20 protein-coding genes and 1 pseudogene are annotated in these 24,634 nt (G+C 67.7%); 7 read left to right on the plus strand and 14 right to left on the minus strand.

Features of this window, described 5'->3' with window-relative positions:
• Positions 1-26: 26 nt before the first annotated feature.
• On the plus strand, positions 27-674 hold the full coding sequence (locus BME24068_RS16400; protein ID WP_174926675.1) for a LysE family translocator: 648 nt from the start codon (positions 27-29) through the stop codon (positions 672-674).
• A 179-nt stretch (positions 675-853) separates the two neighbouring features.
• Here BME24068_RS16400 and sfnG read toward each other — a convergent pair whose 3' ends face one another.
• Positions 854-1,957 (minus strand): dimethylsulfone monooxygenase SfnG, encoded by a 1,104-nt coding sequence (sfnG, locus tag BME24068_RS16405; protein ID WP_096508051.1) that lies wholly within the window; start codon positions 1,955-1,957, stop codon positions 854-856.
• Positions 1,958-1,992: 35 nt separating this feature from the next.
• Positions 1,993-2,553 (minus strand): FMN reductase, encoded by a 561-nt coding sequence (gene msuE / locus BME24068_RS16410; RefSeq protein ID WP_174926676.1) that lies wholly within the window; start codon positions 2,551-2,553, stop codon positions 1,993-1,995.
• Between the two features lie 539 nt (positions 2,554-3,092).
• On the opposite strand from msuE, the pseudogene BME24068_RS16420 reads away from it, so the two are divergent.
• Positions 3,093-3,439 (plus strand): annotated as a pseudogene (locus BME24068_RS16420) (sigma-54-dependent Fis family transcriptional regulator); the annotation flags it as partial.
• A gap of 682 nt (positions 3,440-4,121) precedes the next feature.
• Positions 4,122-5,831: a dihydroxyacetone kinase family protein gene (locus BME24068_RS16425; RefSeq protein WP_174926679.1), complete on the plus strand. Its 1,710-nt coding sequence runs from the start codon at positions 4,122-4,124 to the stop codon at positions 5,829-5,831.
• Between the two features lie 83 nt (positions 5,832-5,914).
• On the opposite strand, the gene BME24068_RS16430 is transcribed toward BME24068_RS16425, so the two are convergent.
• From BME24068_RS16430 to BME24068_RS16445, 4 genes are all read right to left on the minus strand, one after another.
• Positions 5,915-7,234, minus strand: a complete 1,320-nt coding sequence (locus BME24068_RS16430) for an MFS transporter (protein WP_174926680.1) — start codon at positions 7,232-7,234, stop codon at positions 5,915-5,917.
• 85 nt (positions 7,235-7,319) lie between these two features.
• Complete coding sequence (locus BME24068_RS16435; RefSeq protein WP_174926681.1) at positions 7,320-8,207, minus strand: isocitrate lyase/PEP mutase family protein; 888 nt, start codon at positions 8,205-8,207, stop codon at positions 7,320-7,322.
• 7 nt (positions 8,208-8,214) lie between these two features.
• A complete protein-coding gene (locus BME24068_RS16440; RefSeq protein WP_174926682.1) occupies positions 8,215-9,105 on the minus strand; it encodes an amidohydrolase family protein in 891 nt (296 codons plus the stop codon).
• 129 nt (positions 9,106-9,234) lie between these two features.
• Positions 9,235-10,575: an MFS transporter gene (locus tag BME24068_RS16445; RefSeq protein ID WP_239007683.1), complete on the minus strand. Its 1,341-nt coding sequence runs from the start codon at positions 10,573-10,575 to the stop codon at positions 9,235-9,237.
• A gap of 110 nt (positions 10,576-10,685) precedes the next feature.
• Here BME24068_RS16445 and BME24068_RS16450 point away from each other — a divergent pair, with 110 nt between their 5' ends.
• The 4 genes from BME24068_RS16450 to BME24068_RS16465 all read left to right on the plus strand — a co-directional run bounded on the left by BME24068_RS16450 (position 10,686) and on the right by BME24068_RS16465 (position 14,969).
• Positions 10,686-11,582, plus strand: a complete 897-nt coding sequence (locus BME24068_RS16450; RefSeq protein ID WP_174926684.1) for a LysR family transcriptional regulator — start codon at positions 10,686-10,688, stop codon at positions 11,580-11,582.
• Between the two features lie 162 nt (positions 11,583-11,744).
• Complete coding sequence (locus tag BME24068_RS16455; RefSeq protein WP_174926685.1) at positions 11,745-13,130, plus strand: MFS transporter; 1,386 nt, start codon at positions 11,745-11,747, stop codon at positions 13,128-13,130.
• Positions 13,131-13,419: 289 nt separating this feature from the next.
• Positions 13,420-14,034, plus strand: a complete 615-nt coding sequence (locus tag BME24068_RS16460; protein WP_174926686.1) for a hypothetical protein — start codon at positions 13,420-13,422, stop codon at positions 14,032-14,034.
• A gap of 239 nt (positions 14,035-14,273) precedes the next feature.
• Complete coding sequence (locus BME24068_RS16465; RefSeq protein ID WP_174926687.1) at positions 14,274-14,969, plus strand: hypothetical protein; 696 nt, start codon at positions 14,274-14,276, stop codon at positions 14,967-14,969.
• Between the two features lie 187 nt (positions 14,970-15,156).
• On the opposite strand, the gene BME24068_RS16470 is transcribed toward BME24068_RS16465, so the two are convergent.
• The 8 genes from BME24068_RS16470 to ehuR all read right to left on the minus strand — a co-directional run bounded on the left by BME24068_RS16470 (position 15,157) and on the right by ehuR (position 24,414).
• Complete coding sequence (locus BME24068_RS16470) at positions 15,157-16,551, minus strand: aspartate aminotransferase family protein (RefSeq protein ID WP_174926688.1); 1,395 nt, start codon at positions 16,549-16,551, stop codon at positions 15,157-15,159.
• A gap of 20 nt (positions 16,552-16,571) precedes the next feature.
• Entirely contained in the window at positions 16,572-18,050 is a 1,479-nt protein-coding gene (locus BME24068_RS16475; RefSeq protein ID WP_174926689.1) for an NAD-dependent succinate-semialdehyde dehydrogenase, read from the minus strand.
• A 123-nt stretch (positions 18,051-18,173) separates the two neighbouring features.
• A complete protein-coding gene (locus BME24068_RS16480; protein WP_174926690.1) occupies positions 18,174-18,644 on the minus strand; it encodes an Lrp/AsnC family transcriptional regulator in 471 nt (156 codons plus the stop codon).
• Between the two features lie 13 nt (positions 18,645-18,657).
• Positions 18,658-19,695, minus strand: a complete 1,038-nt coding sequence (doeB, locus tag BME24068_RS16485) for a N(2)-acetyl-L-2,4-diaminobutanoate deacetylase DoeB (protein ID WP_174926691.1) — start codon at positions 19,693-19,695, stop codon at positions 18,658-18,660.
• Between the two features lie 4 nt (positions 19,696-19,699).
• Positions 19,700-20,908: an ectoine hydrolase DoeA gene (gene doeA / locus BME24068_RS16490; RefSeq protein WP_174926692.1), complete on the minus strand. Its 1,209-nt coding sequence runs from the start codon at positions 20,906-20,908 to the stop codon at positions 19,700-19,702.
• 10 nt (positions 20,909-20,918) lie between these two features.
• On the minus strand, positions 20,919-21,923 hold the full coding sequence (locus tag BME24068_RS16495) for a cyclodeaminase (protein ID WP_174926693.1): 1,005 nt from the start codon (positions 21,921-21,923) through the stop codon (positions 20,919-20,921).
• Position 21,924: 1 nt separating this feature from the next.
• Entirely contained in the window at positions 21,925-22,896 is a 972-nt protein-coding gene (gene eutB / locus BME24068_RS16500) for a hydroxyectoine utilization dehydratase EutB (RefSeq protein ID WP_174926694.1), read from the minus strand.
• A 105-nt stretch (positions 22,897-23,001) separates the two neighbouring features.
• On the minus strand, positions 23,002-24,414 hold the full coding sequence (ehuR, locus tag BME24068_RS16505) for a MocR-like ectoine utilization transcription factor EhuR (RefSeq protein WP_174926695.1): 1,413 nt from the start codon (positions 24,412-24,414) through the stop codon (positions 23,002-23,004).
• Positions 24,415-24,634 lie beyond the last annotated feature (220 nt).

A 24,634-nucleotide genomic window follows, 5' to 3' on the forward strand; every position in this document is an offset into this window, starting at 1 on the left:
GACGTTCATCGCAGGAAACGACAACCATGCATACCACCGGCTCGCTTTACGGATTTCTGGTCATCGGCGGGATGCTCGCGGTCACGCCGGGGCCGAACATGGTCTACGTGATGTCGCGCTCGATCGCGCAGGGGCGCACCGCCGGGCTGATTTCGCTGGCGGGCGTGATGGTGGGCTACCTGTTCTACATGTTCGGTGCGGCGTTCGGGATCACCACGCTGTTCCTGAGCGTGCCGTACGCGGGCACCGTGCTCGGCGTGGTCGGCGCCGCGTACCTGCTGTACCTCGCGTGGCAGGCGGTCCGCCCCGGCGGCCGTTCGCCGTTCGAGGTGAAGGCGCTGCCGAGCGAGCAGCCGCTGCGGCTGCTCGCGATGGGCGCGACGACCAGCGTGCTCAATCCGAAGCTCGCGATGCTGTTCGTGTCGCTGCTGCCGCAGTTCATCGACTACCGGCAAGGCAGCGTGTTCGGCCAGTCGCTCTTTCTCGGCTCGCTGCTGATCGCCGCGTTCGCGTCGGCCAACGGGATGGTCGCGATTTGCTCGAGCCGCATCGCGAAGTTCCTGCATGGGCGTCCGACGCTGCTGCTGGCGCAGCGCTGGGCGATGGGGATGGTGCTGGGCGGCCTCGGTGTGGAGATGCTCGTCGATGCTGCGCGGATGGCGGGCGCGGCGTGAGGCGCTCCGTGAGGTGCGTCGTGGGGTGCGGCAGAGCGCGGATGACGTGACGCGCGGGTCGCACTGCCCGTCGCGAAGCACCGCTTTGTCGTGGCCAGCGACACGCATCGCCGGCCATCGCGTTCACCCGATCATGCAACCGTTCGCGGTCGCATCGCGTCCCGGCCCGTCGTCGCGCATCAAGCGGCCACCGCCTGCTGCTGCGCCTCGAGTTCGCGCACGAGCGGCAGCACGCGCTTGCCGAAGTACTCGACTTCCTCGATGAAATGCAGGAAACCGGCCAGCACGAGATCGACGCCGATCGCCTTCAGCGCGACGATCCGCTCGGCGATCTGTTGCGGCGTGCCGATCAGGTTCGTGCGGAACCCGTCGTTGTACTGCACCAGATCCTCGAACGTGGATTTCGCCCAGTTGCCCTCGCCTTCCGGCGACGCGCTGCCCGCCTGCTTCACCGCATCGCCGAACGCATGCACGGCCTCGACGTGCGCGTGCCGGATGATGTCGTCGAGCACGGCCCGCGCCTCTTCCTCGGTGTCGCGCGCGATCACGAACGCGTTGACGCCGATCCGCACGCGATGGTTGTTCGCCGCCGCCTTCGCGCGAATGTCGTCGATCTGCGCCTTCAGGTTCTCCGGCGTATTGCCGTTCGTGAAGTACCAGTCCGACACGCTCGCCGCGTTGTCGCGCGCCGCGCGCGAGCTGCCGCCCTGGAAGATCTCCGGATGCGGCTTCTGCACGGGCTTCGGGCTCAGCGTGTAATCGTTGAAGCGGTAGAAGTCGCCCTTGAACGTGAAGTTGTCCTGCGTCCAGATGCCCTTGAGCGCCTGGATGAATTCCTTCGAACGCCGATAGCGCTCGTCGTGTTCGAGCCACGGCTCGCCGATCGCGGTGAACTCGCCCTTGAACCAGCCGCTGACGACGTTGATCGCGATGCGTCCGTTCGAAATATGGTCGATCGTCGCGAGCTGCTTCGCGACCACCGCCGGATGCCACGGCCCCGGCAAGATCGCGGCGAGCACCTTGAGCTTCGTCGTCGCATGCAGCAGCGCCTGGCTGAACGACACCGACTCGTGCTGGTATTCGGCGCCGTAGCCGGCCGTGAAGCGGATCTGGCTCAGCGCGTAGTCGAAGCCGGCCGCCTCGGCCGTGCGCGCGAGCTTCTGGTTGTATTCGAGGCTCCAGTCGGTACGCTGCTCGATCGTGCTGACGACGAGTCCGCCGCTGACGTTCGGCACCCAGTACGCGAATTTGACGCCGTCGGCCGAAGGTTCTTGAATGCTCATGACACTATCCTGATCGAAGGAGAAAACGAAAGGCGTTACGCCGCGACGGCGGGCAGCGCGCGCGGGCGCAGTTGCGGCACCGCGCGATCCACGGCGAGCGCGATGCGCGCGCGCAAGGCGGGATTCGCAATCTCGTAGCGGTCGAAATCGCTTTCGGATGCATACACGCCGATCGGCAGCGTGCGCGCCTGGAAGAAGCTGAACAACGGCCGGAGCTGGTGATCGATCACGAGCGCATGACGCTCGCTGCCGCCGGTGGCGGCGAGCAGCACCGGCACATCGATCAGCGACGCGTGATGCACGAGGTCGAACAGGTGCTTGAAGATGCCGGTGTACGACGCACGATACACGGGGCTCGCGACGACGAGCGCATCGGCCGTCTCGATCGCGCGGATCAGCACCTCGAGATCCGGCGGCACCTGCGTGCGCGTGAGCGCGCCGGCCAGCCGGTTGCCGATCTCGCCGAGTTCGATCCGCTGCGTGTCGATCGGCAGTGCGTCGCCGAGCGCGCCGACGATTGCGTCGGTCAGCGCCAGCGTGCGGGACGGCCGTTGCAGGCCGCCCGATATTGCGACTACGTTGATTGCGTTGCTCATGCCTTGCGTTCCCGTCGTCGAGCCGCGCGTCGCCGCGCCGATACCGTTTCGGGTTTGCAAGGAACGTGCCATTTCCCATGCGGGCAGCAGCGCAAAGTAATCTGCATCACGAAATTTCGACCAATCGCCCGCCTGACGGTGCATCCGGGCCAAATACACGAATCGGGCAAGCGTTCCCGAACGCACATCACATCGATATGCCGCATCGAGATGAACCTGAGCCAACAGCGCTGCTGATGCGGTGCTGCTCGATCAGCAGCATTGCAGCGCGGCTTGCGCGATCGCGACGGCAGCGCGGCTGCCGCATCGAACGCGATGACGTCGAATTCGACGTCATCGCGTCGCTGTCCGGCACCGCTGCATGCTGTGCAGCAATCCCGCTTTGGTTATCGGAAATCGATGTTTCCCGCGCGACGCAAAACGCTGAACACGCTGCTGATCAGGCAGCAACCGAAACGCGCCGCCCGTCGGCGCGCGTCCGGTCCGTTCGACCGATCCACGCCCTCATCGTCATGACATCCCTTATTGCCTCGTCGCGTCCGGTCAATCTTCATGTCGTCGCGGCGTGCCGGCTCGAAGCGCATGCGTGGTCCGGCAATATCCGCGAGCTGGGGAACATGATTCGTCATGCGCACCGGTGGCCGCCGCGCGCGTGACGGCGCCGGCGGACCGGGGGCCGGCCGATGAAGCGCTCGAACAGGTGCTGCGCGCGCTGTTCGACGAAGAACACGAGCATTTGTTCGAGCGGATCGAGGACATCGTGATGCGCGTCGCGTTCGACTTCAGTCACCGCAACCAGATCCAGGCCGCTCGGTTGCTCGGCATCAGCCGCAATGTGTTGCGGGCGTGGTTGATTCGCGCGAAGGCGATCGCGGCGGTCAAGTAATCAGGCACGCACGCTGGCGCAATGCGGAGAGCGGCGACGCAGGCTCGCCGGAATCCGCTTTCGTTGTCGGCTGAGGCCGATCGAGAAAGAGAAGCCGATCCCGCATGGCGCGAAGCACGCCCGGCGGCAAGCAGCGCCCCTGACGCTCGCCGCACCGTGCACGGCTATTTCGCGACGCCGCCCGACACCCCGCCGAGCAGCGACGTCACCGGCGCAAGCGGATTCGCGGCAGCACCCGCTCCCGCCCACTACACCGCCCAGCGTGCCGGTCACCGAACCGGGCGGTGTCGACCCGAGCGCCGACAACATGCCGCCGAGCGCGCCAGCCCGCCGCCCACAGCACACCGCGACCTGTCCGGGCAGGTCGGCCGCCGGGTTCCCGAGGCCCGCATGTTCCGAACAGGGCCGCAGAGCAATCCGCACTTTCCATGCCATTGCCTCGCACGAACCGGCCTCTCGCCCGCCAGGCAAGCCTCCACGCGTTCGCACGGGGGCTTTCCCGCCGTTCGAGCGGCGTTTTTCGCTCCCATGAGCCCTGCGGTTTTCGTTACATTCGTGCTACGAATGTCGGGATGTCGCGTAACGCCGACTGTGCGGCGTGCCGTTCCCGGGTCACGCCGCCTGCCATTCACAGTACGTCGCGCGGCCGTGCCGCCGTCTCACCGTCAGGAAAACCGCTGCCATGAAAAAGCTTGTGAATCGCCCGTCCGATGTCGTGCGCGAAATGCTGGAAGGCATCGCGCGGCAGTCGCCGCATCTCGCGATCCTCGGCGACGAGCACGTGCTCGTCCGCCAGCCGCTGCCCGATCCGGCACAGCGCCCCGTCGCGATCCTGTCCGGCGGCGGCAGCGGCCACGAACCCGCGCACGGCGGCTATGTCGGCGAAGGCATGCTGAGCGCGGCCGTCTGCGGCGAAGTCTTCACGTCGCCGTCGACCGACGCGGTGCTGGCCGCGATCCGCGCGAGCGCCGGCCCGAACGGCGCGCTGCTCGTCGTGAAGAACTACACTGGCGACCGCCTCAATTTCGGGCTGGCCGCCGAACTCGCACGCGCGGAAGGCATTCCGGTCGAGACGGTGATCGTCGCCGACGACGTATCGCTGCGCGGCCGCGTCGAGCGCGGGCAGCGACGCGGAATCGCCGGCACCGTGCTGATCCACAAGCTGGCCGGCGCGGCTGCCGCGCGCGGGCTGTCGCTGGCCCGCGTCGCGGCGATCGCGCGCGACGCGGCGGCCGACCTCGGCACGATGGGCGTCGCGCTCGACGGCTGCACGATCCCCGGCGCCGACAAGGCAGGCTTCAGCCTCGCCGATCACGAGATCGAGCTCGGCCTCGGCATCCACGGCGAGAAAGGCGTCGAACGCACCGCGCCGCAGCCCGCCGACGCGCTCGTCGACACGCTGCTGTCGAGCATCGTCGCCGATCTCGTGCTCGATCGCGGCGAACGCGTCGCCCTGTTCGTCAACGGCCTCGGCGCGACACCCGACATGGAACTGGCGATCGTGCTGCGCGCCGCGCACGACAACCTGAGCCGGCGCGGCATCGCCGTCGCGCGTGCGTGGGCCGGCACGTTCCTGTCGGCGCTGAACATGCCCGGGTGCTCGATCTCGTTGCTGCGGCTGAACGAGGAACGGGCCGCGCTGCTCGACGCGCCGACGCAGGCACGCGCGTGGCCGGGCGGCGGCGCGGTCAACACGCGGATTCGCGCGGCCGCGGCCGCCGTGCACGAGCAACCGCTGCCGCCGCTCGATGCGGCCGGCCGCGCGTGGGCGGCGCGGCTGCAACCGGCGCTGCATGCGGTCGCGCAAGCGTTGATCGAGCACGAAGCGACGCTGACCGAACTCGATACGGCTGCCGGCGACGGCGATCTCGGTGCGAGCATGCGGCGCGCCGCGCACGCGATCCTCGACTTGCCGGAAGCCGCTTACGGCACGCCGGCCGGTACGCTCGCGGCGCTGGGCGCCGCGTTGCGCCGCGCGATCGCGGGCAGTTCGGGGCCGTTCTATGCCACCGCGCTGCTGCGTGCGGCGCGGCGTCTCGGCGAGGCCGCCGACGTTGCCGAGCCGTCCGCGCGCGACTGGGCCGCCGCGTTTCGCAACGCGGTGGATGCCATCAGCGAACTGGGCGGCGCGCACGCCGGCGACCGCACGATGCTCGATGCGCTGGTGCCGGCCGCCGTCGCGTTCGACCGCGCACTCGACGACGACCGCGATCACGCGAGCGCATGGGCGGCGGCCGTCGAAGCCGCGGAACACGGCGCGCAGCAAACGGCCGGCATGACGCCGCGCGCGGGCCGGGCGAGCTATCTCGGCAAGCGTGCGATCGGCACGCCGGATGGCGGCGCGGTGGCGGTCGCGTACTGGCTGCGTGCATTGCTGCCGCACGTGCGGTAAGCGGCGCTGCACGGCGGCGCCGGATCGAACCGGCGCCGCCGCATCACTTCAGCGTCGCGCGCGATGCCGACCGGCGCGACCGCCTACATCGCACGCGCGACCTCCGCCGTCGCGCGCTCGCGCTTCGCCGGATGCGTCTCCGGCATCCGCCAGTACACGATCAGCGAAATCGCCGCGCAGCCTGCGACGTACCAGAAGAACATCGACTCGTTGCCGGCCGCCTTCAACCGCAGCGCGACGAATTCGGTCGTCCCGCCGAGGATCGCCGTCGTCAGCGCATACGGCAGCCCGACCGCCAGCGCGCGGATCTGCGGCGGAAACAGTTCGGCCTTGACGAGCATGTGCACCGACGTGAATCCGCTCAGCACGACGAGCCCCGCGAACACCAGCGCGAACGCCGCGAGCGGCCCGTGCACGTGGCCGAGCGCCGTGAAGATCGGCACCGACAGCAGCGCGCCGCCGATCCCGAACCACAGCAGCACGGGCCGGCGCCCGACGAGATCGGACACGAGGCCGAACAGCGGCTGCAGCGGCATGTAGAGCAGCAGCGCGATCGTGCAGATCCAGGTCGCCGTTTCCTTTGGCAGTCCGACGGAATTGACGAGGTATTTCTGCATGTAGACGGTGTACGTATAGAACGCGACGGTGCCGCCGATCGTGATGCCGATCGCGAGCAGCAGTTCGCGCCAGTGGGCCGCGAGGTCGGCCGACACGCGCGTCTTCGCCGCCCGCGCGCGGCTCGCGATGAACGCATCGCTCTCGACGACATTGCGGCGCATGTAGAGCGCGAACAGCGCGAGCACGCCGCCGACGAAGAACGGAATCCGCCAGCCCCAGCGCTCGATGTCGTGCGTACCGGCAAAGATCCGCTGCATCGCGAGCATCAGGCCGAGCGCGACGAGCTGGCCGGCGACCACGCTCACCTGCAGGAAGCCGACATAGAAACCGCGTCGGTTCGGCGGCGCGATCTCGCTCAGGTAGGTCGCGCTGGTGCCGTATTCGCCGCCCATGCTGAGCCCCTGCAGCAGCCGCGCGGCAACCAGCAATGCCGGCGCGAGCACGCCGATCGTCGCGTAGCCGGGCGTGACGGCGATCAGCATCGAGCCCGCGCACATCGCGAGCACGGATTTCGTCAGCGCGGCCTTGCGCCCGCGCCGGTCCGCATAGAGCCCGACGAGCCAGCTGCCCGCCGGTCGCGCGACATAACCGACGGCGGCGATCGCCGCCGTGTTCATCAACTGCACGGTCGGCCGGTCGGCGGGAAAGAACGACGGCGCGAAATAGATCGAGAAGATGCTGTACGCGAGGAAGTCGTACCACTCGATCAGGTTGCCGGCCAGTCCGCCGACGATCGAACCGATGCGCGGCGGCGCGCCGGCCGCCTCGGGTGAGGAAGGTGTCACGGTCGTCTCCTGTTTATCGTGTGTCGGGCGCGGCGATGCGTCGTGGCGAGGGGCGGCAGGCGGCTACCCTTCGCCGCATCGCCGCTTACGATTGCGCGGCCGCGTAGCGCGCGTCGAGCGCGTCGAAGCGCGCCTTGTCGACGAGCCGCTGCCGTTCGGCGAACGGCGCGACGAGCGCCGGATCCTCGTCGAGCCGGCCCGTTTCGCGCAGCGTCGACAGCGCGGCCTGCATGCCGTGCACCGCGCCCTGCAGCGCCGCGTTCGCATACAGCACCGCGCCGTAGCCGAGCTGCGCGAGCGCGTCGCGTGAACGGGTCGGCGTCTTGCCGCCGATCACGATGTTGATGAGCTGCGGCGTATCGAACAGCGCGGGCAGCCGCTCGACGTCCTCCGGCGCCTCCATCGCCTCGATGAACAGCACGTCGGCGCCGGCCGCGGCATAGCGGTGCGCGCGCTCGATCGCGTCGTCGATGCCGTGCACGGCCGCCGCATCGGTGCGCGCGACGATCAGCAGGTTCGGATCGACGCGCGCGTCCACGGCCGCCTTCAGCTTGCCGACCATTTCCTCGGCGGGAATCACTTCCTTGCCCGCGAAGTGGCCGCACTTCTTCGGCAACACCTGGTCCTCGAGCTGGATCGCATCCGCGCCGCTGCGCTCGAGCGTGCGTACCGTATGCAGCACGTTCAGCGCATTGCCGAAGCCCGTGTCGGCATCGACCATCAGCGGCAGGTCGACCGCGTCGCGCACGCGCGCCGTGTGCTCGGCCAGCTCGCCGAGCCCGACGAAGCCGAGATCCGGCAGCCCGAGCGACATGTTGGTGACGCCCGCGCCGCTCAGGTACAGCGCGCCGAAGCCGACGTCGGCTGCTATGCGCGCGCTCAGCGCATTGAACGTGCCGGCGACGAGCAGCCCCTGGCGGGCGGCGATGCCGCGCCGGAACGCGGCGCGACGAAGTGCGGTGTGATCGGTCATGCGGTCCTCACTGGTCGAAACGAAAGAGCGTGCGGGGCGAGTCGCGCAGCACGCGCAGGCGCTCGCCGGGATCGGGCAGCCAGCGCGCGAGCGCCGCATAGGCGGCATCGAAGTCGACGCGCTCGCGATGCTGCGTGTGCGGCCAGTCGCTGCCCCACACGAGCCGCTCGGCCGTGAACGCGGTGCGCAGCGCATGCGCGACATCGAGTGCGTCGATCGTGCCGTCGCCGCTCATGCTGTTGCGATACGCGGCCGACAGCTTGACCCACACGCGGCCGGTATCCGCGAGCGACAGCAGCTCGCGGAAGCTCGGCGCGCACGCGCCGAGCGCGGGCGACGGACGGCCGAAATGGTCGATCACCAGCGTGCACGACTGCGCGAGCAGCGGCGTGGCGATCGCGCGCAGATCCTCGATGCCGCGATGGATCTCGACATGCCAGCCGAGCGCGTTGATGCGGGCGAACAGCGCTCGCCATGCGCGCGCGCCGAAATCCGGGATCGGCAGCCCGACGAGGTTCAGCCGCATGCCGACCACGCCCGCCCGGTCGAGCGCGTCGAGATCGCGGTCGGAGATCGCCGGATCGACCATCGCGACGCCGCGAAAGCGGCGCGGGTAGCGACGCAGCACGTCGACGAAGAACGTGTTGTCGGTACCGAGAAAGCTCGGCTGCACCAGCACCGCGTGCGTGATGCCGTGCGCGGCGAGATGCGCGACATAGGTGTCGAGCGACGCGTCGTAGTCGGGCGCATGACGCACGACCGGCGCCAGCGGCAGGCCGCGTGCGAACACGTGCGCATGCGCATCGACGGCGGCCACGGCGGGGCCGGCTGCATACCACGCGTCGACCGTCGGGGCGGTCCCGGCCTGTTCGGCGAAGTGCTTGACGGCTCGATCCATGATGAGTCTGCAAGAAGCGCCCGACCGATGCGGCCGGCGCGATTGAGCGATGAAACGGCGCAACGAAGCGGTGTCGCCGGGCGACGCAGCCACGCAGCGTGAAGAAACGGGATGAAAGCGCGGCGGCCGCTACAGCGACGCCCCGGCGCGCGGGCGGCCCTCGGCGTCGACGTCGCTGCTTGCCGCCGTGTCGACCGGCCGGCGTCCGCGCGTTTCCGGCAGGAACCACACCGCGATCACGACCAGCCCGTACGCGATGCCCGCATCGATGCCGAGCGCCGTGCCGAGCGGCAGCGATTCGCCCATGCGTCCGACCAGCACCGGAAAACCGGCCGATACGATGCGGCCGAAGTTGTAGCAAAAGCCGACGCCGCGCCCGCGCACGTTCCGCGGATACAGCTCGTTGAACAGCGTGCCGAGCGTCGCCGGAATGCCGGCCGAGAACAGGCCGAGCGGGAAGCCGAGCAGCAGCATCGCGATGTCGTTCAGCGGCAGGAACACGTACAGGTTCACCGTCACCGCGCAGCACACGGCGAACAGCATCACGTTGCGGCGCCGCCCGATCCGGTCCTGCAGATACGCGCTGACGAAGCAGCCGCAGATGAACGCGACGATCACGACCGCGAGATACGCGCCCGTGCCGAGCACCGACAGGTGGCGCTCGGTCTTCAGGTAGGTCGGCAGCCAGACCGTGATCGCGTGATAGCCGCCGTGCGCGCCGACGCCGATCAGGCCGCCGACCACCGTCGCACGCAGGACGGTCCGGTCGAAGATGCCGACCGTCGGCGTATCGTCGGCGTTCGCATTCGCGTTCATGCTCGCAGGCGCCAGCGCCGGTGCCGCCCGCGACGGCTCCGGAATCGCGCGGCGGATATACAGCACCAGCAGCGCGGGCAGCGCGCCGATCGCGAACAGCACGCGCCATGCCCACGCCTGCGGCAGCCACGCGAACACGATGATGTACAGCAGCACCGCCGCGCCCCAGCCGAAGCCCCACGCACTCTGCACGATCCCCATCGCCTTGCCGCGATGGCGCGCGCCCACCGTCTCCGCGAGCAGCACCGCGCCCGCGGTCCATTCGCCGCCGAAGCCGAGCCCCTGCAGCGCCTTCAGCACCAGCAGCTGTTCGAAGTTCTGCGCGAACGCGCTCAGGAACGTGAATGCGGAGAACCAGCAGACGGTGATCTGCAACGCGCGCACGCGGCCGTAGCGGTCGGCGATCGCGCCGGCCAGCAGGCCGCCGAGCGCGCCCGCCACGAGCGTCGCGCCGCCGATCAGGCCGGCCTGCCCCTTGCCGATGCTCCAGGTCGCCAGCAGCGCCGGGATCACGAGGCTGAACATCTGGGTGTCGAGGCCGTCGAGCGCCCAGCCCGCGAAGCAGCCGCGCAGCGTGCGCCGTTCGGTCGTCGATAGTTCGCGCGTCCAGTTCAACGAAGGTCTCCTCGTGCCGCAGCCGTTGCGCCGCGTCATTGCGCCGCCGGGGTCGCCGCCATCATCGGCGACGCGTCTCGATGTGCATCCTATGAATCATTGGGATAATTCGCTACCATGTTTCGAATAATTATTCATAACGTTAGCTTATGGAAATCAGGCACGTCCGCTACTTCCTCGCGATCGCGGATTCCGGCAGCTTCACGCGCGCGGCCAGCGAGCTCGGCATCGCGCAGCCGGCCCTCAGCCAGGCGCTGAACCGGATGGAGAAGGAACTGGGAGTCCGGCTGTTCGACCGGTCCCGGCGCGGTGCGACCCTGACGCCCGCCGGGCTCGCGATGGTCGACGATCTGCGCCTGAGCGTGGCGCGGCTCGACGCGGCCGCGCACCGGGCCGGCGAGATCGGCGCGCAGCGCGCCGGGCGGCTGACGATCGGCTTCGTCAGCGCCGCGCTGTTCGATACGCTGCCGCGCGCGATCCGTGCGCTGCGTGAAAACGCGCCCGACGTCGAACTCGTGATGCGCGAGATGAGCAACGCCGAGCAGGCGATCGCGCTCGAGCGCGGCGAGATCGACATCGGGCTGCTGCATACGCCGGTCGCGGTCAACGGCCGGATGCGCGAGAAGCTGATCCGGCACGACCCGCTCGTCGCCGTGTTGCCGAAGGATTTTCCGCGTCAGCCTGACGGCACCGTGACGCTCGCCGATCTCGCCGCGGCCGGACTCGTATGGTTTCCTCACGATCAACTGCCGCTGATCCGCGCGGGCATCCTGAGCGCGTTCCGCCAGGCTGGTCATCCGGTCGACATCGTGCTCGACGTGAACCGCACGCTGACCGTGGTCGCGTGTGTTGCCGCCGGCTGCGGCGTGTCGCTGCTGCCGCGCTCGATCCACGCGTTCGCGTTCGACGGCGTCGCATACAGCCCCGTGCGCGACGGCGGCGCGCTGCCGAACTTCGAGCTGAGCGCGATCTGGCCCGCACGATCGCGGCCGACGCTCGCGGACCGCTTCGCCGCGCTGCTGCCGTCCGCCGACGTGCGTGCGTGACGTTCGCTTCCGGGCAACCGCCACGCCGTCGAATCGCGCGCTCCGGCACGGGAAAACCCCGATCCCCACATCGTCCTATGACATCGGGCATCGCTAATTGGCGGGATTACTTTGATCCTCGTCGGCGCCCGCCCGGGCGCATGCTGATAGCGAGGATCCCTCATGCGATACGTGCCATCGTGGACTTCCGTTTCTGCCGCCGCGTCCGTTCCGGACGAGGCGGCCTCCCCCGGCGACGCGCCGCATAGTTTGCCGCGGGTCGCGATCGCGGCCGCCGCCCTCGGCAATGCGACCGAATGGTTCGATTACGGCATTTACGCGTACGGGCTCGCCTATATCTCCGCCGCGCTGTTTCCCGGCAGCACCGCCAGCGCGACGCTGTTCGCGCTCGGCACGTTCGCGATCTCGTTCCTGATCCGCCCGCTCGGCGGCCTGTTCTGGGGCCCGCTCGGCGACCGCCTCGGCCGCAAGCGCGTGCTCGCGCTCACCGTGCTCACGATGTCGGGCGCGACCCTGCTCGTCGGCGTGCTGCCGACCTACGCGAGCGCCGGCTGGCTCGCCCCCGCCGCGCTGATCGTGCTGCGCATGGTGCAGGGCTTCTCGACCGGCGGCGAATACGGGGGCGCCGCGACCTTCATCGCCGAATATGCGCCCGACTCGCGGCGCGGCCTGTGCGGCAGTTTCCTCGAATTCGCGACGCTCGCCGGGTTCTCGTTGGGCGCGCTGCTGATGCTCGGCTTCGCGCTGCTGCTCGGCGATACGTCGATGCACGCCTGGGGCTGGCGCCTGCCGTTCCTCGTCGCCGCACCGCTCGGGCTGATCGGCTTCTACCTGCGTTCCCGTCTCGAAGAAACGCCGGTGTTCCGCGAACTCGAGGAGCAGGCCCAGCGGCGCGAGCAGGGCACCGCCACCACCGCGCTGCCGGTCGGCCAGTTGCTGGTTCGCTATGCGCGGCCGCTGCTGCTGCTCGGCGGCCTCGTCGTCGCGCTGAACGTCGTCAACTATGTGCTGCTCGCGTACATGCCGACTTACATGCACAAGGAGATCGGCGTCGGCGAGAACATGTCGCTGCTGATTCCGCTGATCGGCATGCTCGTGATGATGGTGCTGCTGCCGTTCGCCGGCTGGCTGTCGGATCGCGTCGGCCGCAAGACGATGTGGTGGATCTCGCTCGTCGGGCTATTCGTCGCAGCCGTGCCGATGTTCACGCTGATGACGCACGGCGCGCTCGGCGCGTTCGTCGGCTTCGCGGTGCTCGGGTTGCTGTACGTGCCGCAGCTCGCGACCATTTCCGCGATGTTCCCGGCGATGTTCCCGACCCATGTGCGGTATGCGGGCATGGCGATCGCGTACAACGTGTCGACCTCGCTGTTCGGCGGCACCGCGCCGATCGTCAACGACTGGCTGATCGGCAAGACCGGCAATACGATGATTCCCGCGTACTACATGATGGCCGCCTGCGCGATCGGGCTGGTCGCGCTGGCGGGCGTTATCGAAACGCGCGGGTGCTCACTGCGCGGGGAAACGGTGCCGGGGAAGGCGGGCTGATGCGCGGTTGATCGGTTTCGTCTTCCCATAAACGGCATCCCCTGCATCGCCCGCCGTCCGGCAACGGACGGCGGGCGATGTGCGTTTTGGGGGTTGCGATGCCGAACGGTGTACGCACGTTACCCAATGCCGTCGCTTTCGACCGCTCGCCGAAGCTACGGCGCGATGCGTGTGCCGGTCAATAGACGCGTGGGGACGAGGACTCGAATTGGCTCCGAAGATCGCCAACAATCCAACGTCGATTGCCAGCAGGCCATGAAGTCCCGAGCGATGCCTCCCATGCGAGAGCGTGACTCGCGCTTCAGGAGTTATGCGAGGTGCCGATAAACAGGCTACCGACAAACTCTTCGCAGGAGCCTATGTGCCCGGAAACAATAAACCGAAACGGGTTTTCAGAATATTTAACGCAGACCGTGACGTATTGGAATTCAAGTTTTCGTACAACGACGAAGAAACTGCAGCGCTTCACGCTCGCTTGAACGGCTCCACGACCATCACGGAGCACGATCTTCGTCGGGTATCGCTATGGAAGTCAGACAGAGTGCTAGGTGTGTCTGGCGAGACCCTGGCCAAACTCAACGAACTCTCGGCGATCGAAGAATTGACGCTCACGGACAGCCGAGTCAAGGACGTGATCGATGATCTCGTGCTTTCACAAGGCATCGGCTTCCCCATGGCGAGCGCGATTCTGAAGTTCATCCGGCCGGCCATCTTCCCCATCATGGACGTTCGAGCATATCGAGCGCTCACGGGTATTCAACCGAGCTACGCGACCTATAGTTACGAGAAATACATCAGCTATGCGCAGAAAGTGACGAATATCGCCAGACAGCTCAATCGGCCTCTTCGCGAGATTGACGAACAGTTGTACTGCTATGACAAGCTGCGCAATGGCAAGATCTGAGCGGCTATTGGAAGATGAGGGGACGGGCGACATCGTGTACTAGGGCGATGAACCGGGTCGGGGATCGACGCCGCCGACGGGGGATCCGACGCAAGTCGAAGCTTGGCGCTCAGGGCGACTGCAATCGGCCAATAGCCGCCATCTGCATGACCTGTTCCCAAAGGGGACGTGACGTTGTCCGTATGATTACAAACAAGATAGTTTTTCTTCTGAATAACCATTAGGCGCTTGGAGGTGTCATGACAAGATACAGATCGCTCCGTGATGCTGCACCGGAGATTCCGGCTGGCCATGAAATGGACGAGCTAATGAAGGCACGAATGTCCCTTGGTCACCCTATGAACGACACGCATCCACTTTCAGGACACGACTACGAACTGATCGGAAAGTTTGTTCAGACCTATTGCATCGCCGATCTCGAGGCGCGGCACATGATCAATTGTCTTACTCATATCAGGCTTGGAACGGCAACAACATTTGCATTGAAACTCAACGACAAGGATGCGCTAGCTCATCTTATTGCTTGCGCTGATAGCTGTGTTTGGAATATTGATCTCGCTGAGGGGATCCGCAAAGCGGCTGAGATCTTCGAGCAGCATCGTCACATACGTCACATGTTCGCACACTGGGCAGGCCGCAGAATTCCTGGTCATAACTCCTTTATCTTTTTTACGGCTAGCTTTGGCATGCAAAAATTGCCTCAGGGAGCGGTCATGATTGAGGAGGAGGAGGATGCGAACGTTCGGTACGGGCTCGTGCCAATTTCTAAACTTCTCGAAGAGCAGAAGAAGCTTGAAGGACATGTACAGTACATAACGAACATAGGTCGCCAGCTAGAGGCAAAAACGATACAGATTGCGGAGCAGTTCGCGCAGGATGTCGCTGACGGCAAGCTTACTCCCAAGCCTTACATAGTCGCAGGCGGCGGCGCCTAACATCTCAGTCCCCCCGGGCAAGCTAACGCGCGCCGGTTACTTCAACGGTTGAACGTCCGTTTTCCCGAGTCGCGAATTTCCGCTTTGGGTCGATAAGAGCCCCCCATCGCAATCCGCGAAAAACGCCAAAAATGACGCCGCCGCTCCCCGTGCGGCGGCATCACCTCTCACATCAGCCCCCCACAACTCACGCGACGGTCGAAATATTCCGCTCCGCCACCTCGTCCACCGCAGCCTTCACGATACCGACTATTTCATCCGCCTCCTCCCGCGTCATCACGAGCGGCGGCGCAAACCCGAGAATGTCGCCGTGCGGCATCGCCCGCGCGATCACGCCGCGCTGCAGCGCCGCGGCCGACACCTGCGCGCCGATTTTCAGCGCAGGATCGAACGGCGTGCGTGCGTCCTTGTCGGCCATGAACTCCAGCGCGGCCAGCATCCCGACGCTGCGCACCTCGCCGACGAGCGGATGCGCACCGAATGCGTCCCGCAGCTTCGCGCCGAAATACGCACCCACGTCCGCCGCATTGCCGACCAGGTTCTCGCGCTCGAGGATCGCGAGGTTCGCGAGCGCGGCGGCCGCGCACACCGGATGGCCCGAATAGGTCCAGCCGTGCCCCATCGGCCCGTGCTCCTGCGAACCGCGCGCGATCACGTCCCACACCTTCTCGCCGACGATCACGCCCGACAGCGGCGCATACGCGCTCGTCAGCCCCTTCGCGACCGTGATCAGATCGGGTTCGATCCCGAAGTGCTGCGCGCCCATCTTCGAGCCGAGACGTCCGAACCCGCACACCACTTCATCCGAGATCAGCAGGATGTCGTGCTTGCGCAGCACGGCCTGCATCGCGGGCCAGTATCCGACCGGCGGCTCGATGATGCCGCCCGTGCCCATCACGGGTTCCGCGATGAACGCCGCGATCGTGTCGGCGCCTTCACGCGCGATGAGTTTTTCGAGCTCGTCGACGCAGTACGCGACGAACTGCGTTTCGCTCATGCCGGCCGGCGCCTTGCGATACCAGTGCGGACACACCGTATGCTTCACGCGGTCGATCGGCAGGTCGAAATGCTGATGAAAGCTCGGCAGGCCCGTGAGACTGCCCGTCACGATGCCCGAGCCGTGATAGCCGCGCTCGCGCGAAATGATCTTCTTCTTGTTCGGGCGGCCAAGCACGTTGTTGTAGTACCAGACGATCTTGACCTGCGTTTCGTTCGCGTCGGAACCCGACATCCCGTAATAGACCTTCTTCATCCCGGCCGGCGCCCAGTCGATGATGCGCGACGACAGCTCGATGATCGCGTCCGACGAGTGGCCGACATACGTGTGGTAATACGCGAGCTGCTTCGCCTGCGCGTACATCGCGTCGGCCACCTCGGTGCGGCCATAGCCGATGTTCACGCAGTAGAGGCCGGCGAACGCGTCGATATAGCGCTTGCCCTGGTGATCCTCGATGCGGATGCCTTCGGCGCCGCGCACGATCTTGCCCGGCAGCGCGCCGGTCTCGTGGTCGTACGCGTGCGTCGACGGGTGCATGAAGTGGGCGCGGTCCTCGCGCAGCAGTGCGTCGGTCGAGTGTTTCATGATGAGCTCCTTTGAATGAGTCAGGCCGTCGCCGCGACGGGCAGGCCGAGATTGCCGAGGCAGAAGTACTTGGTTTCGGTGAACGGCTCGAAGCCTTCGGCGCCGCCTTCGCGCCCGAGGCCCGACGCCTTCATCCCGCCGAACGGAATCGGCGCACCGGTGAATTTCACGCCGTTGACCGACACCATCGCGAAGTCGAGCCGCCGCACAAGCTGAAAGATCGTGTCGATGCGCGTCGCGCACACGTAGGCAGCCAGGCCGTACTCGGTGTCGTTGGCCTGTTCGACGACTTCGTCGAGCGTGTCGAACGCACACACCGCCGAGATCGGCGCGAAGTTTTCCTCGTCGTACACGCGCATGCCGGGCGCGGCATCCGCGATCACGGTCGGTTCGTAGAACCAGCCGCCGAGTGCGTGCGGCCGGCCGCCGGCCACGATGCGTGCGCCGCGCGCGCGCGCGTCGTCGACGCGCGCCGCCGTCGCATCGAACGCCGCCTGATGCATCAGCGGGCCGACGTCGACACCCGGCTCGAACGCGGGGCCCGTCTTCAGTTCGCGCACCGCGTTCGCATAGCGGCCGACGAATGCGTCATAGAGCGGGCGCGCGACGAAGATCCGGTTCGCCGCGCAGCAGTCCTGCCCGGAGGTCTGGAACTTCGCGCCGACGGCGATCCGCACCGCGTGGTCGAGCTCCGCGTCCTCGGTCACGATGAACGGCGCGTTGCCGCCCAGTTCGAGCGCGACCTTGCGAATGCCGGCCTTCGCGGCGGTTTCGGTGACCAACCGCCCGACGCGCGTCGACCCGGTGAAGCTCACCGCGCGCACGCGCGCATCGCCGACCAGCGTTTCCATCGCCATCTGCGGTTCGCCGAGCACGACGTTGAACACGCCGGCCGGGAAGCCGGCCTCGTCGGCGAGCTGCGCGAGCGCGAGCGCCGAGAACGGGGTCTCGTGCGCGGGCTTCACCACCACCGCGCAGCCGGCCGCGATCGCGGCGGCGGCCTTGCGCGTGATCATCGCGGCCGGGAAATTCCACGGCGTGATCAAGGCCGCGACGCCGACCGGTTCCATCACCGTGCCCAGATGCGCGCCGTCGATATGCGTCGGGATCGTGCGGCCCGCGACACGTTTCGCCTCGTTCGCGAACCATTCGACGAAGCTCGCCGCATAGCGGATCTCGCCGCGCGATTCGGCGAGCGGCTTGCCCTGCTCGAGCGACAGCAACGCGGCCAGATCGTCGAGATGGCGCAGGATCAGCGCATGCCAGCGCAGCAACGCGGCGCTGCGGACAGCTTGCGGCGTCCAGCGCCATGTATCGAACGCGCGCTGCGCGGCGTCGACGGCCGCGACGATCTGCGCGCGCTCGAGCATCGGCACGTGGCCGATCACGGCCTGGTCGGCGGGGTTCACGACGGCGACCGTCGCGGCACTGTCGCTGTGAATCCAGCGACCGTCGACATAGCAGGTCGACTTGAACAGAACGGGGTGTCCGGGCAGCATGCTGCGTCTCCTCGTTTGGGTGGGCACGAACTTCATTCTGGCGTGCCGGCGCGCGCGGAAATTTCGGTTTCGGCGCCCGCTTCTTGCGGTTTTTTCCGTATTGCCGCGCGTTCGCGCGAAGTTTCAGTGCCAGTCCGGCGCGCCGCCGGATTCGCACTTCACGACCTTCGTCACGATGTACGTGAAGTAGCGCTCGATGCCGAGGTCGTCCATCAGCAACGCGTCGATGAAACGCTGGTAGTGATCGATGTCGCGTGCAACCACATGCAGCACGTAGTCGACGCCACCGCCCGTCGCGAAGCACTGCGCGACTTCGGGCGCTGCGGTAATGCGCGTCTCGAAGCGCCGCATGTCGGGCGCGGTATGGCGCGACAGCGTCACCTCGACGACGATGCGGCTGCCCGAGAACGCGCCGATCCAGTCGACGTCCGCGCGATAGCCGCGGATCACGCCGCTTTCCTCGAGCTTGCGCACGCGCTCCCACGCCGGCGAGATCGACAGGTTCACGGCCTCCGCGAGCTTCGACTTCGTGATGCGTCCGTCGCGCTCGAGGATGCGCAGGATCGCCAGGTCGTATCGGTCGAGCTTGATCACGTCGTGCGCGCCCCTATGCGGCCACCGGGATGTTGCGCTCGACGATGTCGGCCACCACAGCGATCGTGTCGCCGGCCTGCACGATGCCCGGGAAGTGCCGCGCGGCAAGCAGCCCGCTCCGCCGTGCGACGTATTCGACCGGTGCGACGCCCGTGCGGTCGATGTCGTGCACGCGCGCGAGCACGTCGCCGGCCGCGACCTCGCTGCCGAGATCGCGGCACATCTCGAGCAGCCCGCCATGCTCGCTGGTCGTGAAGCACGAGCCGTCCGGCATGTCGAGCAGCGTCGTCGTGCGTTGCACGGTGCGTGTGGCGCCGCGCGCGCCGTCATCCTTCGCGATCACGCCCGCATGCGCGAGAAAACCGCGCACGCCGCGCTCGGCGACGGCGACGCTCTCGGCCGTCGACGAGCCGCCGCCGCCCAGTTCGGTCGACACGAACACCTTGCCAGCCGCCTCCGCCGCGCTGTCGTAGAGCCCCACGCTGTCGAGCTCCAGCATGCGCATCGAATACGGAGCGCCGAACGCGCGCATCGCGCGCTCGCAGCGTGCTTGCTGGTCGCCGTCCTCCAGCACGTGGATCGCCGCGAACGGCACGAAGTCGAGTGTGCGGCCGCCCGCATGAATGTCGAGCACGTGCGTCGCGAGCGGCAGCAGGTGGCGCTGGAAGTAATCGGCGATCTTCTCGGTGACGGTGCCGTCCGGCCGGCCCGGAAAGCTGCGGTTCAGGTTGCCCGCATCGATCGGTGACGTGCGGCGCGCAGCCCGGAACGCCGGATAGTTCATGAACGGCACGACGATCACGCGGCCGTTCACGTCGGCCGCCTTCAGCGACCCGGCGAGCTTCGACAGCGCGACCGGGCCTTCGTATTCGTCGCCGTGATTGCCGCCGGTCAGCAACACCGTCGGCCCGTCGCCGCGCTTCACGACGGTTACCGGAATCATGATCGCGCCCCACGCGGAATCGTCGCGCGAGCAAGGCAGCTTCAGGAAGCCATGCTGTTCGCCGTCCGCGTCGAAATCGACGGTCGGCGTGATCGGAGAAGTACGCATCGTCCTACTCCTTCACGAACAGCTTGCGCGGCGTGTTGCAGAAGGTCTCGACGCCGGTATCGGTGATCAGGATGCTCTCCGTGATCTCCAGCCCCCAGTCGTCGAGCCACAGCCCCGGCATGAAATGGAACGTCATGCCGGGTTCGAGCACCGTGCGGTCGCCCGGACGCAGGCTCATCGTGCGCTCGCCCCAGTCCGGCGGATAGCTCGCGCCGATCGGGTAGCCGCAGCGGCTGTCCTTCTCGATGCCCGCGCGGCGCAGGACCGCGAAGAACGCGTTCGCGATGTCCTCGCACACGTTGCCGGGCTTCGCGGCCGCGAGCCCCGCCTCGATTCCTTCGATCACCGCGCGCTCGCCTTCGATGAAGTGCGCGGGCGGCTTACCGAGATAGACGGTGCGCGACAGCGGGCAGTGATAGCGGCGGTAGCAGCCCGCAATCTCGAAGAACGTGCCCGCGCCGCGCGCGAACACCGTGTCGTCCCAGGTCAGGTGCGGCGCGGCCGCGTCGGCACCGGTCGGCAGCAGCGGCACGATCGCCGGATAGTCGCCGCCGAAGCCGTCCGTGCCGCCGATCCCGGTCGCATAGATCTGCGCGACCAGATCGCTCTTCTTCATGCCCGGCTCGATCGTGTCGACGATGTGCGCATGCATCCGCTCGACGATGCGGGCGGCCACGCGCATGTACTCGATCTCGCGCGGCGACTTCACCGCGCGCTGCCAGTTGACGAGCGCCGTCGCATCGACCCAGCGCGCGGCCGGCAGATGCCGCTGCAGCGACGCGTAGGCCGCCGCGCTGAAGTAATAGTTGTCGAGCTCGACCCCGATGCGCAGCGCGCCCCAGCCGCGCGCCGCGATCACTTCGGTCGACAGGTAGTCCATCGGGTGACGGGCCGTCGACTGCACGTAGTGGTCGGGATAGCCGACGATGCTCTCGTGCGCCATGAACGCGGTGCGCTTCGCGCCGTTCGCGTCCTGGCCGCGGCCGTACCAGACGGGCTCGCCGTCCATCGGCAGCAGCACGCACTGGTGCACGTAGAACGACCAGCCGTCATAGCCGGTGAGCCAGGCCATGTTGGTCGGGTCGGTGACGATCAGCAGATCGATGCCGGCCCGCTGCATCGCCGTGCGCGTCTTCGCGATGCGCGCAGCGTATTCGCTGCGATCGAACGCGAGGCGCGGCACGGCTTCGTAGGTTTCGATGACTGCGGACATCTGTCTCCTCTCAAGTCGTGAGGTCGTTGTGGAAAATCGTGCCCGCCCCTGCCGCGCGCGCGCGCTGCAGCGCGAGCACGGCAATGGCGGTGTCCTGCGCGCCGGTTCCGGTCAGGTCGCAGATCGTGATGTCGTCGCGCTGCGTGCGGCCGTCGCGATGGCCGGCGATCACTTCGCCGAGTTCGGGGAAAACGGCATCGGCCGCGACCGCGCCGGCCGCGATCGCATGCGCGAGTTCGCCCGCCACGCGGGTCTGTTGCAGCCGGTCGCAGAAATAACGCGCGGCGCCGAACACCGACGGCGCGAGTTCGGTCTTGTAGTCGGCATCGGAGCCCATCGCCGTCACGTGCAGCCCGGGATGCAGATCCTCCGCGTGCACGAGCGGCGCGCGGCTGGGGGTCGTCGTCACCGCGATATCGGCGTCGGCCAATGCCGCATGCACCGATCGCGCGACCGCGGCGTCGATGCCGTGTGCCGCGCGCACGTCGGCCGCGAACCGCGCGGCGCGCACGGTGTCGCGTGCCCAGACCGTCACGTGCGTGATCGCTCGCACGAGCGTCAGCGCATCGAGCTGCAGCCGCGCCTGTTCGCCCGCGCCGACGATCGCCACGCGATGCGCGTCGGCACGCGCGAGCCGGCGCGCCGCCACCGCGCCGGCCGCCGCGGTGCGCACGGCCGTCAGGTAGCCGTTGTCGAGCAGCACGGCCTCGGTCAGCCCGGTGCGGGCGGACAGCACGAGCATCAACCCGTTCAGGCTCGGCAGGCCGAGCGACGGATTGTCGAAAAAGCCGGGGCTGACCTTGATCGCGAAGCTGTCGAAGCGCGGCAGGTATGCGGTCTTCACGTCGACTTCGCCGTGACGCGCCGGCAGCGCGAGATTGAGGATCGGCGGCATCGCGACCGCATCGGTCGCAAGCGACGCGAACGCGGCCTCGACCTGGTCGATCGCGGCGATATCGAGCGGGACCAGCGCGCGCAATTGCGCCTGTCCGAGCAGCGTGACGGGATGGGTCATATCAGTTCTCCGAAACGATCCGGCGATGCACGTCCATGTCGATGTTCGCGCCGCTCACCACCACCACGATCGGGCCGGCCGGATCGCGACGCGCGATCCGCTCGTCGAGCAGCGCGGCGATGCCGACCCCACCCGCGCCTTCGACGACGATGCGCTCTTCGCGATACGCGTGTGCGATGCCGCGCGCGATCGCCGGCTCGTCGAGCAGCACGACGTCGTCGGCCAGCGCGCGCGTCATGTCGAACGTGTAACGGTTGTCGAGGCCGATGCCGCCGCCGAGCGAATCGGCGAGGGTCGGCTGCTCGTCGACGTCGACCGGTCGCCCGGCCGCGAGGCTCGCGTGCATCGCGGCGCCGCGCGTCATCGACACGCCGACCACCTCGATCGCGGGCCGGATCGCCTTCGCGGCGAACGCGACGCCGCTGAAGAGTCCGCCACCCGACAGCGGCACGACGAGCGTGCCCGCATCGGGCAACGCCTCGAGCATCTCGATGCCGATCGTCGCCTGCCCCGCGATGATGCGGGGATCGTCGAACGGCGGCACGTAGGCGTAGCCTTCGTCGCGCACGAGACGCCGCGCCTCGGCCTGCGCGTCGTCCTGGCTGTTGCCGGCGATCACGACCCGCGCGCCGAGCGCGGCCACCGCGTCGACCTTGTTCGCCGGCACGAGCGACGACATGCAGACGGCGGCCTCGATGCCGAACGCGCGCGCCGCATGCGCCACCGCGCGGCCGTGATTGCCGGTCGACGCGGTGACGACGCGCGTCACCCGCTGCTCCGCGAGTTCGGCAAGCGCGTTGGTCGCGCCGCGCAGCTTGAAACTGCCCGTCGGCTGCAGCGTTTCGAGTTTCAGATGAACCGGCGCGCCGACCCGCGCGGACAGCGCGGCGGACGCGACGAGCGGCGTGACACGCGCATGCCCGGCGATGCGTCGGCGCGCGCGGTAGACGTCGGACAGCGACAGGAAGGACATGGAACGCGCGCCTCATTGATGTGGTGCGATCCAGTCTAATGTTCCAAATTGCGCTTTCGAATGTCCTGATACATTGTGCGTCGCCGCCGCGACGCCGGCTTCGTTTCAGTGAAAATCGTGCACGTGCGGATACTGCTCGAACACGCCCGCGATCGTCTCGAGCGCGGCGTTGCACGCGGCATCCGTCGTCTCCGCGCCGATGCACACGCGCACCGCATTGGGCCGCTCCGTACTGCCGACGAGGAACGGGTCGGGCGACGTCACCGCGATCTTGCGGGTGCGCAGTTCGCGCACGAGCCGGTCCGCCTGCCAGTAGTCGGGCACGCGCAGCCACGTCGACAGCGCGTTCGGGTGCGCACCGAGCACATACGGGCCGAGCGCGGCCTTCACCATGTCCTGGCGCACCGCGAGCCGCTGGCGCTGCAGCTCGACCAGCCGTCGCGCGGTGCCGTCGGCGATCCAGCGTGTCGCGATCTCCGCGATCGGCGACGTCGCCATCCAGCTGCTCACGCGCAGCACGCTCTCGACCCGCAGCGCGAGCCGTCTCGGCATCGCGAGATAGCCGGTGCGCAGCCCCGTCAGCACGGATTTCGTCATGCTCGTGCAATAGAAGCCGAGCTCCGGAATCAGGCTCGCGATCGGCGTGGCCGTCTTCGCGGGCAGCGGGCCGTACACATCGTCCTCGATCACGTACACGCCGTAGCGCGACGCGATGCGCGCGATCGACTTGCGCCGCGAATCGGACATCATCGACACCGTCGGATTATTGAGGGTCGGCGTGCACACGAGCGCGCTGATGCGCTCGCCGTCGCACATTTCCTCGAAATGTTCGGGACGGATGCCGTGCTCGTCCATCTCCAGCCCCTTCAGCGTAAACCCGAGCACGTTCGCGGAGCCGATCACGCCATGGTCGGTCAGGCTTTCGCACAGCACCGTGTCGCCCGGCCCGACGATCGACGCGAGCGCGAGAAAGATGCCGTGCGCCGCGCCGTTCGTGATCAGCAGCGATTCGGGATGCACCGGCATGTTCAGCGACGCGAGCCACGCGGCACCGGCCTCGCGATGCGCGTCCAGGCCGGCGATCGGCCGGAACGAGCGGATCCACGGCTGGTCGTCCGCGCCGGCCAGCGCCGCGCAGACGGCGCGCCACGCGGCATCGTGCTCGGGCGTGTGCACGATGCGCGCGATCGAGAAATCGACCAGTTCGCGCTCGGCCGTATCGAGCATGTAGTTCGACATCGATTCGGTCACGCGCGCGGCCACGAAGCTGCCGCGCCCGACCTCGCAACGGATCAGGCCCTGCCTTTCGAGTTCCTTGTAGGCATTGGTGACGGTCTGCACGCTGACGCCGAGGCTCGCCGCGACGTCGCGCTGCGGCGCAAGCCGCGCGCCCGGTGCGAGCGCGCCGCTTTCGATGTCGGTGGCGATCGCCTTCACGAGCCGCTTGTATTTCGACTCGATGCCGTGCACCGCGCCGATCGCGTCGTGCCAGCGCGCCGATACCTCGGTCCGTCCCATCTCGATGTCTCCGTCGTAGCTTCCGCATGGTCGCTCAGAAAGACACCCCGAAAATATTGTCCTAGTGCAATCGTGCGCGGAAAGCAGGATGGTGCGGCGCATCCGGCGCGGCCGGGACACGATCGGCCGGTGTTCCGGCCGGGTTCGCTGCGCCGACACCCTGACGCCCTGACACCCTGACGCACGGCACAGGCCGCCGGCTGCGCTGCCGCGGTGCATC

This window comes from Burkholderia anthina, from assembly GCF_902498995.1.
Lineage (GTDB): Bacteria > Pseudomonadota > Gammaproteobacteria > Burkholderiales > Burkholderiaceae > Burkholderia > Burkholderia anthina.